Raw genomic sequence first — 13,622 nt, 5'->3', positions numbered from 1 at the left:
GAGCCGACTCCGTGAGCGAGCCGGACGCCCCCCTGCCTCTGCTGGACTACGCCATCATCAGCGAACCGTTCCCGCTGTACGCGACGACCGGTACCGACGACCCTGCCACCGCCCTGCACATCGTGGTCTCGAACGGTGGCGGCGAGACCGTCTACTGCCGGGAGATCGTCTTCTCCCTGCCCGAAGGCGACCTCGCCCAGAGCCTGGTCGAGGCCGACGCGGGCGACGGGCAGGCCCCGGACTGGACGGTGCAGCGCATCGAGCCGGGCACGCAGACCATCCTGCCGCCGGGCGACTACGCCCACTTCGTGGCCAAGCCGAAGAAGGCCGATGCGGCCGTCGACGTCTCCGGCATCACCATCACGCTGGAGAACCTGAAGATCAGCTCCCGGCCGGGCACGGCCCGGATCGAGATCCGCGAGGTTGCCACGACGGACACGGACAAGTGGCCCGACAACCCGCGCTTCACCAAGCTGGCGGTCACGAAGTTCCCGGCCCCGAAGATCCCGGCCACGGCGGTGTCCGACTTCACGGCGGACAAGCTGGAGGTGACGACCGGCACGTCGGTCAAGCTCACGTGGAACGGCCCGTCGACGCTGGACTACACGGTCTCGCACGGCGGCGACGCGCACTCGGTCGGCAAGAACCACGAATACAGCACGACGATCGACCGCGACACGACCTTCCAACTCTCGTACGTCACGGGTGGGACCACGCACTGTCTGACGACCACGGTCACGGTGACGAACCCGAAGCTGACGGGGCTGGAGGTGGACGGCGACGTCTCGGTGACCGGTTCCACCGGTGTCAAGGGGTTGACGGTGGACAAGGATCTGACGGCGAACGGCAACGTGACTGCCGTCGGCAACGGAACGATCTTCCGCATCCGAGAACTGCGGGGACCGATCAGCGAGCCGCTCAACGTCAACAGCACGGTCAATGTGCTGGAGGGCAATTCCGTCAACATCGCGGACGGCATGACCGTGAACGGAGACCTGACTGCGAACGGCAACGTCAACGCTGTCGCCGACGGAAAGATCTTCCGTATCCGGGACTTGCGCGGACCGTACGGGAAGTCCCTCGGGATTGACAGCACCGTTGACGTGAAGAGCGGCAACGACATCACCCGCGGGGGCAGCAGCGTCATCACGGACGGTGACAGCATCGGACTCCAGAACAATCAGAAGTCCGGCTGGCTGTACGCAGCGGCCTACAACTACAGCGACGACCGCGGTTACGTGTTCAGGTGGAATCCGGGCAACCGCGTGGGCGGGGACAGCTGGAAGGTGGCGCGCGACTAGCGCCGCCTGGCCGGAGTCACGTGACCGTAGCGCGCAGTGACTTCAGTCGTTTGAGCCGGTATGGCACTTTTGTCAGAAGTGATCGAGCACATCACCGATCGCTGGCAGCGCTACCGGCTGCCGCTCCGAGTGCTCTGATCTGACCGCTCAGCGCCCCGCCTGCCCGATGGGCAGGTGCCGTGGCCCGCGCAGCACGGGACTGTGGCGGTACTCCGGCGGATCCTCCAACAGCCGCAGGCCGCCGGGGCCGTCGAGGCGGTCGAGGAGCGTCGTCAGGGCGATCTGCGTCTCCAGGCGGGCCAGCGGCGCGCCGAAGCAGTTGTGGATGCCGCTGCCGAAGCCGAAGTGCACGTTGTCCCGGCGGGCGGGGTCGAAGCGGTCGGGTTCGGCGAAGCGCAGGGGGTCGCGGCTGCCCGAGGCCAGGACGAGGACCAGCGGGGCGCCCTTGGGGAGGGTGGCCCCGCCGATCTCGATGTCGGCGAGCGGGGTGCGCTGCGGCAGGAACTGCACGGGGGGTTCGTAGCGCAGCAGCTCCTCCACGGCGCTGGGCATCAACTCCGGCTCCGCGCGCAGCCGTTCCAGCGCCTCGGGGTTGCGGAGCAGGGTGAGCATGCCGTTGGTGATGAGGTTGACGGTGGTCTCGTGTCCGGCGATCAGGAGCAGGACGGTGGTGACCATCAACTCCTCCTGGGTGAGCCGTCCGTCGGGGCCATCGTCGTTGGCGAGGGCGGAGAGCATGTCGTCGGCGGGACGGGCGCGCCGCTTCTCGGCGAGCCCGCCGAGGTACAGGCCCATCGCCATCCGGGCCTCCTGGGCGGCGCGCCGACGCGGTTCAGGGTCCTCGCCGGGGGTGAAGTCGAGTCCGCTGACGACCGTGTCGGCCCAGGTGTGGACCTGGGGAATGTCCTCGGCCGGCACGCCGAGCAGGTCGCAGATGACGGTGACGGGAAGCGGGAAGGCGAAGTCGTCGACGAGGTCGAAGCGGTCCTTGTCCCTGAGCCCGTCCGCCAGTTGCCCGGCGATGCGGGCGATGTCGCCGTGCAGGGCGTCGATCCTGCCGGGGGAGTGGGGCGGGCCGAAGGGTCGCATGGCCAGGCGCCGGAGGCGGTCGTGCTCGGGGTCGTCGCGCCCGATGAAGGCGGGCGGCAGGCCTTCCGCCGGCTGGAGGTCGGGGTCGGGCTCGGTGCGGTTGCGCACGTCGGAGCTGACGCGCGGGTCGTGGAGCAGCGCGGTGATCTCGTGGTACGTGCCCACCAGGTACTTGCCGTCCTCCTGCCGAGCCACGCCGTGCTCGCGGAGCTCGGCGTAGAGGGGGTACGGGTCGGCGCGGTTCGCGTAGTCGGTGATCCGGCGGAAGAGGGTCTCGGAGGACATCGGGCGGGCTCCTGGTGTCGTCAGCCTGCGGGCCGGATGAGGGTCAGGCGGCGGTCCGGCAGGTGGCCGGTGAGGGCCACGGTCGGGCCGTGGGTGAGGACCCGGGGGTCCGGGACGTCGGAGGGCACGGGTTCGCGGTCCGCGAGGTGGTCGGCGGCGCCGGGGCCGGGCGGGAACGGGGCCGCGGTCTCGATCAGGCGCTGGTAGTGCTCCAGCCACTTGGCCCGGTTGACGGTCACCGCGGCGGTGATGCGGCCGCGGTAGCCGTAGACCGCGACCAGGCGGCGTTCGTCCGGCGCGCCCTGGGCGAGGACCACCTGGTCGGAGAAGGTCGGTACGCCGACGGACTTGATGTTGAGGCCGAACTGGCTGGACCAGAAGGTCGGTACGGCCAGGTGGGGCCGTCGGCGCGGGCCGGGGCTGATCATGTTGTGGGCGGCCACCTCGGCCTGGGCGACGGCGTTGCCCCAGTGCTCCAGGGCGATCAGCTGGTACTCGAAGAGCGGGTGGGGGAAGCGGGCCACGTCACCGGCGACGAACACGTCGTCGGTGACGATGCCGTACATGGTGAAGACGCGGCAGCCCGCGTCGCAGGCCACGCCCCGGGGGCCGGCCGCGAGGCCGGAGTCGGCCAGCCACTCGGTGTTGCGGACCGCGCCCAGGCAGACCACGGCGACGTCGGCCTCGACCCGGCTCCCGTCGGAGAGCTCGGCACCGGTGAGGCGGCCGTTGCTGCCCTTCAGCGCGGTCACGGTGACCCCGCAGCGCAGGTCGACGCCGTGTGCGCGCTGCAGCTTCGTGGCCCAGTCGCCGACCGTCCCGCCCAGCGCACCGATCAGGGGCGCCCGGCCGCGCTCGGCGACGGTCACCTGCAGGCCCCGTTCCCGGCACGCGGAGGCGACTTCCGAGCCGGTGAACCCGGCGCCGATGACCAGGACCCGGCCGGGCCCGGCGTCCAGGGCCGCGGCGAGGCGCGCGGAGTCGTCGCTCGTGCGGACCGTGAACACCCCATCCAGCGCGCCCTCTTCGGGGTTCGGCCAGGGCCGGGCCCGGGTGCCGGTGGTGATCAGCAGCCGGTCGAAGGGCAGATGCTCGCCGTCGGCCAGCAGTACGTTCTTGCCGAGGGGATCGAGCCCGGTGGCGGCCACGCCGAGCTTCCACGTCGCGTCCAGCTCGCGGCGGCCCGGCAGTCCGCACTGCTCGGCACCCGCCCTGCCGAGCAGCACCTGTTTGGACAGCGGCGGCCGGTCGTAGGGGGGATGCGGCTCGTCCCCGACCAGCGTCAGCTCGCCCTCGAACCCCTCGTCGCGGAGCGTCTCGGCCGCGCGCAGCCCGGCCAGGGACGCTCCGACGATCACGATCCGCCCGTCGCGCATCTCACCGGACACCGGCGTCGTCTCCCGCCTGTTCGCCGACCATGATGGCCTGCACCGGGCAGGCCGCCGCGGCCCGCCGCACCCGCTCGTCCTGGCCCTCCGGTACCGTGGGCACGTACAACAGGGCTTCCTCGCCGTGCAGTTCGAACACCTGCGGAGCGAGGAACACGCACTGGGCGTACCCCTGGCACCGATTGAGATCGACCACGATCTGCATCCCGGACCGCTCCTCCGTTGTCCTCCCGGCGCGACGCCGTACCCCACCCTCCCTTCCTACGCCCGCCCGGGCGGCGGCGCCGGTGGTGCTGCTCCGTCCGGGGCGCCGTACCCGTACGGCCCAGTCCCTGCCGCCGGGGGAGCGCGGGGCGGTGAGGATGAACGGAGCGGAGCGGCCGGCGAGAGGAAGCCACGATGACGGCACAGGCCCCCACCCAGCGCCTCGGCCCCGAGGACGGCCTGGCCCGGGTCTTCGAGCTGGCGCAGCAGCTGCGGGTGGACTCCGTGCGCGCCAGCACCTCGGCCGGGTCCGGGCATCCCACCTCCAGCCTGTCGGCCGCCGACCTGATGGCCGTGCTGATGACCCGTCACCTGCGCTACGACTGGGACGACCCCGGCAACCCGGCCAACGACCACCTGGTCTTCTCCAAGGGGCACGCCTCCCCGCTGCTGTACGCGATGTTCCGGGCCGCGGGCGTCGTCGGCGAGGACGAACTGGTCGACACCTACCGGCGGTTCGGCGCCCGCCTGCAGGGGCACCCCACCCCGGTGCTGCCGTGGGTGGACGTGGCCACCGGCTCCCTGGGGCAGGGCATCGCCTACGCCGTCGGCATCGCCCTGGCCGGGCGCGACCTGGAGGCGCAGCCCTACCGGGTGTGGACGCTGTGCGGGGACAGCGAGATGGCCGAGGGGTCGGTCTGGGAGGCCGTCGACAAGGCCGGCCGGCACCGGCTGGCGAACTTCACCGCCGTCGTCGACGTCAACCGCCTGGGCCAGTGCGGCCCCACCGAGCTGGGCTGGGACATCGCGGCCTACGCCCGCCGCGTCGAGGCCTTCGACTGCCGCGCGATCACGGTGGACGGCCACGACCTGGAGGCCGTCGACCGGGCCCTGACCATCGCGTCCGACGGACAGGCGCCCACCGTCGTCGTCGCCCGGACCGTCAAGGGCCAGGGGGTGACCGAGGTCGCCGACCACGAGGGCTGGCACGGCAAGCCCCTGCCCCCGGAGCTCGCCGAACGGGCCGTCGCCGAACTCGGCGGCGTACGCAACCTGCTGGCCCGAGGCCCCCGGCCACCCGCCGGTACGCGGGTGCAGCGGCAGCCCGCCGGTCCCGTCGAACTGCCCCGCTACGAGGTGGGGGAGGCCGTGGCCACGCGGTCCGCCTTCGGCAAGGCGCTGGCCGCCCTCGGCGCCCGGCCCGACGTCGTCGTCCTCGACGCGGAGGTGGGCAACTCCACCCACACCGAGGACTTCAAGAAGGCGTGCCCCGAACGCTACGTCCAGACCTACATCGCCGAACAGCAGATGATCGCGACTGCCGTCGGCATGGCCGCGCGCGGCTACCGCACCTACGCCGCCACCTTCGCGGCCTTCCTCACCCGCGCCCACGACTTCATCCGCATGGCAGCCGTCTCCCAGGCCACCGTGGCCCTGTGCGGCTCCCACTGCGGCGTCGAGATCGGCGCGGACGGGCCCTCCCAGATGGGCCTGGAAGACCTCGCCATGATGCGCGCCGTCCACGGCTCCACCGTGCTCTACCCCGCCGACGCCACCTCCGCCACGGCCCTGACCGCCGCCATGGCCGACCTGCCCGGCATCTCCTACCTGCGCACCACCCGCGGCGCCTACCCCGTCCTGTACGCCCCCGACGAGACGTTCCCCGTCGGCGGCTCCAAGACCCCGCGCCGCAGCGACCGCGACACGGTCACCCTCGTCGGCGCAGGCGTCACCCTCCACGAATGCCTCGCCGCCGCCGACCGGTTGGCCGACGAGGGGATCCGTGCCCGTGTCGTCGACCTGTACTCCGTCAAACCCCTCGACGGCGAGACGCTCGCCCGCTCCGCCCGTGAGACCGGCGCGCTCGTCGTCGCCGAGGACCACCACCCCGAAGGCGGCATCGGCGAAGCCGTCCAGTCCGCCCTCACCGCCCAGCGCCTGGCCCCCACCCTCACCCACCTCGCCGTCACGGTCCTCCCCGGCTCCGGCACCACCGCCGAACTCCTCGACGAGGCCGGCATCTCCCGCGCCCATATCGCCCGGGCCGCGCGCGAGTTGGTGCAGCGTTAGGGCGTGTCCGATGGGTCAGCACAGGCCCCGCGGCGCTCCCCCAGCTACCGCTGGGGGTGCCCCCAGGAGGTGCCCCCAGCACCAGACGCCGCGGGGCCCGCACTGACCCATCGGACACGCCCTAGGCCTCCGTCGGGTCAGTTCCCGGCGCGGTGCCAGGGGGGCGTCGGGGCGGGTGGTGCGGGCGTCCGCGGCGATGCGCAGGGCGTAGACGGGCCGGTCGCCTCCGCGGACCTCGCCGAGGTAGGCGTGGCCGGTCATGTGGCACCAGGCGGGCAGGTCGAGCGGGGCCGCGGGGTCGGTGGCGATGACGTGGACGATGGTCCCCGGCGCGGCATCGGCGATGCGGGCGCGCAGGCGCAGCAGGAGGGTGACGCAGAGCAGGCCGGTGCCGTCGACGGTGATGTCCGGGGGCTCCATGCCTGTCTGTTCCTCTCGCTTCGTCGTGGCTGGTCGCGCCCACGCGGCGGAGCCGCATATGTCACCGCCCCGCGCCCCTTCGGGGTGCGAGCACGCACCGCGCTTCGCCGAGCCGGCCTGGAGCGCCGGCTCGTGCGCACCGGCCCCGCCCCGGATCATGGTGGTGTGGACGGGTACCCGATGGACGTGCTCGAAGCGGCGCCGACGCCCCGGACCGCGGTGGCGTGGCTGCCGCCGCGGGGGCTCTGGCCCGCGATCCAGGACATCCGGTGGGAGCACGATCCGCAGGTGCGGCGCTGGCCGCCGCACGTGAACCTGCTGTTCGGCTTCGTGCCCGAGGAGGAGTTCGCGCAGGCCGTGCCGCTGCTCTCCGCCGCCGCGGCGGAGAGCGCGGCGTTCACGGCACGGCTGTCCGGCGTGCGGTACTTCCGGCACCGGCACTTCGCGACGGTGTGGCTCGACCCGGCCGCGGCCGGGCCCGCGCCGTGGGCCCGGCTCCACCGCGCGCTGGGGCAGCGGTTCCCGCTCTGCGGCGGCCGCTTCACCCCGCACCTGTCCCTCGGCCGCACGCAGGACCCCGAAAACCTGGCCGCCGAGTGCGCCGCCCGGCTCGGCACCCTCTCGGCCGCGGTCGAGGACGTCGTCCTGCTCTCGCGGCGCGGCGAGGAGCCCATGCGGCCCCGGGCCGTGATCGCGCTCGGCACGGGCAACGTCCGTCGCCTGCCGGCGGATTGACGTCAGCCGGCGGCGGGGCGGAAAGTGCGGCGGTACGCCTGGGGGCTCACGCCGACGGCCGCGTGGAGGTGCTGGCGCAGGGAGGCGCCGGTGCCGAGGCCGGAGCGCCGGGCGACCAGGTCGACGGGCCAGTCGGTGGTCTCCAGGTAGTGGCGGGCCAGGTCGACGCGCTGGCGCACCAGCCACTGGCCGGGGGTGGTGCCGGTCTCCTCGCGGAAGCGGCGGGAGAAGGTGCGCACGCTCATATGGGCGTGCGCGGCGAGGTCGGCCAGCGCCAGCGGTCCGCCCAGGCGTTCCATCGCCCAGGCCTGGGCGGCGGCGGTGCCGGAGGCGCCCGGGTCGGGGACGGGGCGCTGGATGTACTGGGCCTGGCCGCCGTCGCGCCACGGCGGGACGACGCAGGAGCGGGCCACGTCGTTGGCGGTCCGGCTGCCGTGGTCGCGGCGCACCAGGTGCAGGCACAGGTCGATGCCCGCGGCCACCCCGGCGGAGGTGAGGATGTCGCCGTCGTCGACGAACAGCACGTCGGGGTCGATGCGGGCCGTGGTGAACATCCGCTGCAGGCGGTCGGCTTCGCGCCAGTGCGTGGTGGCGCGGCGGTTGTCGAGGAGGCCGGCCGCGGCCAGGACGTAGGTGGCGGTGCAGATGGCGACGATCCGCGTGCCGGGGCGGATCGCGGCCAGCGCCTCGCGCAGGGCGTCCGGCAGGCGGCCCTCCTCGCGGACGGGACCGAGCGAGCGCGAGGGCGGGATGACGACGGTGTCGACGGAGGCCAGCAACGAGGCGTCGTGGGAGACGGCGAGGTCGTAGTCGGCCTCGGAGCGGACCGGGCCGCCGTCCAGGCTGCACGTGGTCACGGTGTAGAGGGGACGGCCCGCCTCGTCGCGGGCGGCGCCGAAGATCCGGGCGGGGATGCCGAGTTCGAAGGGGAAGACGCCGTCCAGGGCCAGAACGCCTACGTGGTGCATGGCCGGATCCTTTCACCCTGTGGCCGGAGCGCCACCACCGGGGGCCGTCCCGTCCCGGCAGTCTGAGGACGTCACCACAAGAGCTGCCGGAAAGAGGGAAACCAGCATGTCCCAGCCCGCCACCCCCGTCACCATGCGCGCCGTCTCCCAGGACACCGCCGGGGAGCCCGGCGTCCTCAAGGTCGTCGAGACGCGGCGCCCGGAGCCGGGCCGGGGCGAGATCCTGGTCCGCGTGCACGCGGCCGGCGTCAACCCGGCCGACTGGAAGACCCGTTCGCGCGGCGAGTTCGCCACCGGGGTCAAGCCCCCGTTCACCCTCGGCTGGGACGTCTCCGGCGTGGTCGAGGCGGTCGGCGACGGCGTGACCGTGTTCCGGCCCGGCGACGAGGTGTACGGGATGCCCCGCTTCCCCCACCCGGCCGGCGCCTACGCCGAGTTCGTCGCCGCGCCCGCCCGCCACTTCGCCCCCCGCCCCGCGGGCCTGACCCACATCGAGTCGGGCGCCCTGCCGCTGGCCGCGCTCACCGCGTGGCAGGCCCTGGTCGACACCGCCGACGTACGGCCCGGACAGCGCGTGCTCGTCCACGCCGCCGCGGGCGGGGTCGGCCACCTGGCCGTCCAGATCGCCAAGGCCCGCGGCGCCCACGTGACCGGCACCGCCAGCGCCGCCAAGCACGAACTGCTGCGCTCGCTCGGCGCGGACGAGGTCGTCGACTACCGCACCCAGGACGTCGCGGAGACGGTCCGCGGCATGGACGTCGTCCTGGACACCCTCGGCGGCGCCAACTGGGCCCGCTCCCTGCGCACCCTGCGCCCCGGCGGCACCCTGGTCTCGATCCTCCCGCTGGACGGGACGTTTCCCCGCGCCGAGGCCGAAGCGGCCGGAGTCCGGGCGGTGTTCATGCTCGTCGAGCCCGACCGGCAGGGCCTGCACGCGATCACGGAGCTGGTCGGGAGCGGCCGTCTGCGCGTGATCGCCGACACCGTGTTCCCTCTTGAGGACGTCGCCGAGGCCCACCGGCTGGGCGAGACGGGCCGCACCACCGGAAAGATCGTCCTCTCGGTGGCGCGCTGACCCTCCTCTACTGGCCGCCGCCATGCCGGAGTTCGTCGCGCCGGGCACGCAGCGCGCTCAGCGACTCCTCCGCGATCTCCGTCAGGGCGACCGGGCACAGCAGGTGCTCCAGCGGGGCGTCCCGGCCTTCCCTGAAGTCCTGTTCGTAGAGGGCGCGCCCGCCGGGGCTGGTCAGCATGACGCCGACCTCCACCGCGGCCGGGCCGCTGCCGGGCGGCTGCACATGCGTGCCGTGCGTGCACGACGCGTCGGCGAAGTGCGGCAGCGCCTCCTCCAGCGCCGAGACGAGCTCGTCGAGCAGGGACGCGTCGTCCACGAAGTCGGAGACGGCGTACCAGGTGACCGCCATGACGATCAGCAGACATCCGGGCCGGTCCTCCGGTCCGGCGATCCGCAGGTCGAACGCCACGGAGGAGATCTCCTCGCCGACCTCCGTCCCCGGTTCCGGGTAGCCGTGCAGGATCGCCGACAGCGTGTCGATGCTGCGCCGGTCCATCAGGGGCAGGCGGGGCGGGATGCCGGTGACCGATCCGGGGTCGACGATGTCCAGGGCGATCCGGGCGAATCCGGCCACGTTGCGCGGGCAGAGCCACTGCTCCCGGGAGTGGTCCTCGTCCCAGTCGGCACTCTCGTCGGCGAGTTGGCACGGGAACTCGGCGAGGTCCAGGTCGTACTCGGCGTCGTGCTCCTGGTACGGGTGGTCGTCGTGGTCGCAGGGCCGGTCGCGCAGCGCGCGGTCGGCGGCCTCCAACGCGGCCTTGACGTGCGGCGCGACGTCGTCGTCCTCTCCCCAGGCGACGTAAGGCGCCGTCAGCACCAGCCCGGTCGTCCACGCGAGGGCCGATTCCCCGCCGGGGTCGGCGGACAGCCGCGCGGCGCAGTCGAGGACCGTCCGGTCGTACGCGTCGTTGTTCAGGTCGTCGTAGTCCTCGTGGATCTCGCTCCAGGAGTCGGTGAGTTCGACGAGTTCGTCGAGGGGAGGCGTGGCGCTGTCGATCATCGGGCGAGCCTACGCGCCCTGAAGGGGCGCGGGGAACTGCGCGACAAGTCCCCACCGGCCCGCAGCCGACGCACAACCCCAGGGGTCCGGGGCGGAGCCCCGGGGACGTCGGCTGCGGGCGCGTCGTGGCTGATCGCGCCCACGCGGCGGAGCCGCAAATCGAATACAGCCCCGCGCCCTTACGGGGCGCCCCGGCGTCACCGGCCCGGCGGTTCCCAGAGCCGGGCGCCGTCGGTGAGCAGGCCGGCCCGCTTGACGTGCCGGAGGACCGGGACGATCTCCAGCTGCTGGACGGTCCTCAGCGCGCCGATGCGCTCGGTCATATAGGTGTAGAGCGCACGGCGGTCGCGGCAGAGGATCGTGCCCACCAGGTTGGTGGTGCCGGTGGCCGCGGCCACCCAGGGGATCTCGGGGTGCCGGGCGAGGGCACGGCCCGCCTCGTCCAGATTGTGCGGGGCCACCGTGGCGAACAGGGCGGCCTGGACGGTCAGTCCGAAGTGCACGGGGAGGATCTCGACGTCGAAGTAGAGGGCGCCCGCCTCCCGCAGGTGTTCCAGCCGGCGGCGGACGGTGGACTCCGACCGGCCGGTCGCCTGGGCGAGTTCGGGGTAGCCGGTGCGGCCGTCCCGGGCGAGGAGCTCCAGCAGGACGCGGTCGGCGGCGTCGAGCCGGATCTCCTCGTCCCCGGCGGGCTGCGGACGCGCCAGCTCCCGGGCCTGCTCCTCGGACAGGCCGCTGCCGTGCATCCACCGGCTGGGGGTCGTGGTGGTGAAGATGTGCAGCAGGCTCTGTGCGGTGACGCCGATGACGTGCTGGGTGCGGGGCAGCTTCTGGAGCAGGAGGGCGTCGCGTTCGTCCGCACTGTAGGAGCGGACCACGCAGGCCACCTCGGACCCGCCTGAGTGGATCTTCACCCAGCCGGTGTCCGGGCGGCGGGCCAGTGCGTCGGCGATCGGCACGGCGGCGCCCGGGGTGCACTGGATGCGCAGCCAGTTCTCCGACATGCCCAGCCGGTCGGTGACCGGGAGCCCGATGACGCGGAGCAGCCGTTCGCCGTGGAGCCGCCGGTAGCGGCGGACGACGGTCTGGTCGGTGACGCCCAGGACGGCCGCCAGGCGGCTGAACGAGGCCCGGCCGTCGAGGGACAGGGCGTGGATCAGCCGGCGGTCCAGCGCGTCCAGCTGCTCTCCGGGGGCGGGAGCGGGGGCAGCGCCGGTCGTGGGTACGGTTTGCATATTTCCATCATGACAGGCACCTTCATCATGGAAATCCACCAGGACCTGGCCGCTGGGTTCGGGATCCAGCCGTGGCGTGTGAGGTTGGCCGGGCTTCTTCGACATTCCCTTCGATCCGGTCAAGACATTCAGGAGTTGCTCTGATGCGCAAGTGGCTGCCGCTCGCTGCGGTGTGCCTGGGGACCTTCATGCTGCTGGTGGACGTCACCATCGTCGTGGTGGCCCTCCCCGACATGGCCAGAAGTCTGCACACGTCGTTCTCCGACCTCCAGTGGGTCATGGACATCTACGCCCTGGCGCTGGCCGCGCTGCTGCTGGGGCTGGGGTCGCTCGCCGACCGGATCGGCCACCGCCGGGTGTACGTGGCCGGGGTGGCGGTCTTCGCCCTGGCCTCGCTGGCCTGCGGCCTGGCCACCGACCCGGCGGTGCTGATCGCCTTCCGCGGCGTCCAGGGCGTGGGCGGCGCGGCCATGCTGGCCACCACGACCGCCCTGGTGGCCCGCCTCTACCACGGCCGGGACCGCGGGGTGGCGTTCGGCGTCTGGGGCGCGGTCAGCGGTGCCGCGTCGGCGGCCGGCCCGATCCTGGGCGGGCTGCTGACCGAGTACCTGGACTGGCGCTGGATCTTCTTCGTCAACCTGCCCATCAGCGTGCTCGCCATCGTCATGACCCTGCGCTACGTGCAGGCGCCGGCCGACGGCGCCGCCCGGGGCCGGGGCATGGACCTGCCGGGCATGGCCGCCTTCACCGTGGCCGCCGGTGCCGTCACCTACGCGCTGATCAAGGGCACCGACTACGGGTGGACCTCCGGCGCCACCCTGGGGCTGTTCGGCCTGGGCGCCCTGGCCCTGCTGGTCTTCCTGCTGATCGAGCCGCGCCGGGCGCAGCCCATGCTGGACCTCGCCCTGTTCCGGCGGGGTTCGTTCACCGGCCTCATGATCACCGCGGTGCTGCTGTCGGTCGCCGCGTTCTCCTACCTCGCCTACACCTCGCTCTGGCTGCAGTCCGTGCGGGGCATGGGCCCGGTGACGGCCGGCCTGGCGTGCCTGCCGATGAGTGCCGCGTCCTTCGTCGTCGCCTCGCTCGGCGGGCGCTTCCTGCACGGGGTCTCGCCGCGGTTCACCCTGGGCGTGGGCATGCTGCTGATCGGCGGCGGTGCGCTGCTGATGACCGTCATCGGTGCCGGGTCCACCTGGACGGTGCTGGTGGCCGGTTTCGCGGTGGCCGGTGTCGGGGTCGGTCTCAGCACCCCGGCGCTCGCGTCCACGGCCATGGCGGCGGTGCCGCCGCAGCGCGCCGGCATGGCCAGCGGCGCGGTCAACACCGCGCGCCAGCTGGGCAACGCGCTGGGCATCGCGGTGCTGGGCGTGGTCTTCCACGCCGGCCTGTCCGCGGCCGTGCGGGACCACGGGGGCGGCGTCTCCGCGGACGCGCTGGCCGGCGGCCAGGCCGGTCCGCTGATCGCGCACACCGCGCCTGCACAGCGGGGCGCTGTGCAGGAGATGGTCCATGTCGCCTTCGCCGACGGCCTGCGGGACGTTTTCTGGGTCTCCGGGGCACTGGGGGTGCTCGGCGGGGTTGTGGCGCTGGCGCTGGTCCGCCGGCCGACGGCTCCTGCCCGGGCGACGCGGGCTGACGTACCGTCAGTTTCCGTGGCCGGTACGAGGGGTTGACCTGAGGTCTGGCCGGTGCGTGATCGCGCCCCGTAGGGGGCGCGGGGAACTGCGCGACCAGCCCCCACCGGCCCGCAGCCGGCACACTACCCCAGGGGTCCGGGGCGAAGCCCCGAGAACCTCGACTGCGGGAGCATCGTGGTTGCTCGCGCAGTTCCCCGCGCCCCTGACGGGGCGCC

Annotated in this window: 12 protein-coding genes; 5 read left to right on the top strand and 7 right to left on the bottom strand. The window is 73.2% G+C overall.

Features of this window, described 5'->3' with window-relative positions; genetic code table 11:
- The first annotated feature begins 11 nt into the window (after positions 1-11).
- A complete protein-coding gene (locus ACMATS_RS07645) occupies positions 12-1,301 on the top strand; it encodes a hypothetical protein (protein WP_414167409.1) in 1,290 nt (429 codons plus the stop codon).
- Positions 1,302-1,448: 147 nt separating this feature from the next.
- On the opposite strand, the gene ACMATS_RS07640 is transcribed toward ACMATS_RS07645, so the two are convergent.
- Genes ACMATS_RS07640 through ACMATS_RS07630 form a run of 3 tightly spaced genes read right to left on the bottom strand, consistent with a single transcriptional unit; the run spans position 1,449 to position 4,268 of the window.
- A complete protein-coding gene (locus ACMATS_RS07640) occupies positions 1,449-2,675 on the bottom strand; it encodes a cytochrome P450 (RefSeq protein ID WP_390779781.1) in 1,227 nt (408 codons plus the stop codon).
- Between the two features lie 20 nt (positions 2,676-2,695).
- Positions 2,696-4,063: an NAD(P)/FAD-dependent oxidoreductase gene (locus ACMATS_RS07635; RefSeq protein ID WP_414167408.1), complete on the bottom strand. Its 1,368-nt coding sequence runs from the start codon at positions 4,061-4,063 to the stop codon at positions 2,696-2,698.
- Positions 4,053-4,268 (bottom strand): ferredoxin, encoded by a 216-nt coding sequence (locus ACMATS_RS07630; protein WP_390779779.1) that lies wholly within the window; start codon positions 4,266-4,268, stop codon positions 4,053-4,055. The genes ACMATS_RS07635 and ACMATS_RS07630 overlap by 11 nt, the downstream gene beginning before the upstream one ends.
- 194 nt (positions 4,269-4,462) lie before the next feature.
- On the opposite strand from ACMATS_RS07630, the gene ACMATS_RS07625 reads away from it, so the two are divergent.
- The gene (locus tag ACMATS_RS07625) at positions 4,463-6,337 is read left to right on the top strand and encodes a transketolase (protein ID WP_414167407.1); all 1,875 of its coding nucleotides are present in this window, start codon (positions 4,463-4,465) and stop codon (positions 6,335-6,337) included.
- Positions 6,338-6,352: 15 nt separating this feature from the next.
- On the opposite strand, the gene ACMATS_RS07620 is transcribed toward ACMATS_RS07625, so the two are convergent.
- Positions 6,353-6,757: a sulfurtransferase TusA family protein gene (locus tag ACMATS_RS07620; protein ID WP_414167406.1), complete on the bottom strand. Its 405-nt coding sequence runs from the start codon at positions 6,755-6,757 to the stop codon at positions 6,353-6,355.
- A gap of 165 nt (positions 6,758-6,922) precedes the next feature.
- Between ACMATS_RS07620 and ACMATS_RS07615 the strand changes: the two genes are divergently transcribed.
- Positions 6,923-7,492: a 2'-5' RNA ligase family protein gene (locus tag ACMATS_RS07615; RefSeq protein ID WP_414167405.1), complete on the top strand. Its 570-nt coding sequence runs from the start codon at positions 6,923-6,925 to the stop codon at positions 7,490-7,492.
- A gap of 2 nt (positions 7,493-7,494) precedes the next feature.
- Here the strand turns inward: ACMATS_RS07615 and ACMATS_RS07610 are convergent, their stop codons facing one another.
- Entirely contained in the window at positions 7,495-8,460 is a 966-nt protein-coding gene (locus ACMATS_RS07610) for a GlxA family transcriptional regulator (RefSeq protein WP_390779775.1), read from the bottom strand.
- Positions 8,461-8,566: 106 nt separating this feature from the next.
- Between ACMATS_RS07610 and ACMATS_RS07605 the strand changes: the two genes are divergently transcribed.
- On the top strand, positions 8,567-9,535 hold the full coding sequence (locus ACMATS_RS07605) for an NADP-dependent oxidoreductase (RefSeq protein ID WP_390779774.1): 969 nt from the start codon (positions 8,567-8,569) through the stop codon (positions 9,533-9,535).
- Between the two features lie 7 nt (positions 9,536-9,542).
- On the opposite strand, the gene ACMATS_RS07600 is transcribed toward ACMATS_RS07605, so the two are convergent.
- Together ACMATS_RS07600 and ACMATS_RS07595 are read right to left on the bottom strand one after the other, a co-directional pair.
- A complete protein-coding gene (locus ACMATS_RS07600; protein ID WP_414167404.1) occupies positions 9,543-10,535 on the bottom strand; it encodes a hypothetical protein in 993 nt (330 codons plus the stop codon).
- A gap of 197 nt (positions 10,536-10,732) precedes the next feature.
- Positions 10,733-11,770 carry an Lrp/AsnC family transcriptional regulator gene (locus ACMATS_RS07595; RefSeq protein ID WP_414167403.1) on the bottom strand — a complete coding sequence of 346 codons (1,038 nt, stop codon included), beginning with the start codon at positions 11,768-11,770 and terminating at the stop codon, positions 10,733-10,735.
- A gap of 143 nt (positions 11,771-11,913) precedes the next feature.
- Here ACMATS_RS07595 and ACMATS_RS07590 point away from each other — a divergent pair, with 143 nt between their 5' ends.
- On the top strand, positions 11,914-13,443 hold the full coding sequence (locus ACMATS_RS07590) for an MFS transporter (RefSeq protein WP_390779771.1): 1,530 nt from the start codon (positions 11,914-11,916) through the stop codon (positions 13,441-13,443).
- The last annotated feature ends 179 nt before the right edge of the window (positions 13,444-13,622 follow it).

Origin of the sequence: Streptoverticillium reticulum (assembly GCF_047456005.1) — a bacterium.
GTDB classification, from domain to species: domain Bacteria; phylum Actinomycetota; class Actinomycetes; order Streptomycetales; family Streptomycetaceae; genus Streptomyces; species Streptomyces reticulum.
The sequence above is the reverse complement of the archived record's forward strand: the minus strand, read 5'-3'. Positions and strand labels throughout refer to the sequence as shown.

Excerpts from the sequence above, each read along its gene's own strand:
- ACMATS_RS07640 (WP_390779781.1), bottom strand. The coding sequence starts at position 2,675 with ATGTCCTCCGAGACCCTCTTCCGCCGGATCACCGACTACGCGAACCGC.
- ACMATS_RS07630 (WP_390779779.1), bottom strand. The coding sequence starts at position 4,268 with ATGCAGATCGTGGTCGATCTCAATCGGTGCCAGGGGTACGCCCAGTGC.
- ACMATS_RS07625 (WP_414167407.1), top strand. The coding sequence starts at position 4,463 with ATGACGGCACAGGCCCCCACCCAGCGCCTCGGCCCCGAGGACGGCCTG.
- ACMATS_RS07620 (WP_414167406.1), bottom strand. The coding sequence starts at position 6,757 with ATGGAGCCCCCGGACATCACCGTCGACGGCACCGGCCTGCTCTGCGTC.
- ACMATS_RS07610 (WP_390779775.1), bottom strand. The coding sequence starts at position 8,460 with ATGCACCACGTAGGCGTTCTGGCCCTGGACGGCGTCTTCCCCTTCGAA.
- ACMATS_RS07605 (WP_390779774.1), top strand. The coding sequence starts at position 8,567 with ATGTCCCAGCCCGCCACCCCCGTCACCATGCGCGCCGTCTCCCAGGAC.
- ACMATS_RS07600 (WP_414167404.1), bottom strand. The coding sequence starts at position 10,535 with ATGATCGACAGCGCCACGCCTCCCCTCGACGAACTCGTCGAACTCACC.
- ACMATS_RS07595 (WP_414167403.1), bottom strand. The coding sequence starts at position 11,770 with ATGCAAACCGTACCCACGACCGGCGCTGCCCCCGCTCCCGCCCCCGGA.
- ACMATS_RS07590 (WP_390779771.1), top strand. The coding sequence starts at position 11,914 with ATGCGCAAGTGGCTGCCGCTCGCTGCGGTGTGCCTGGGGACCTTCATG.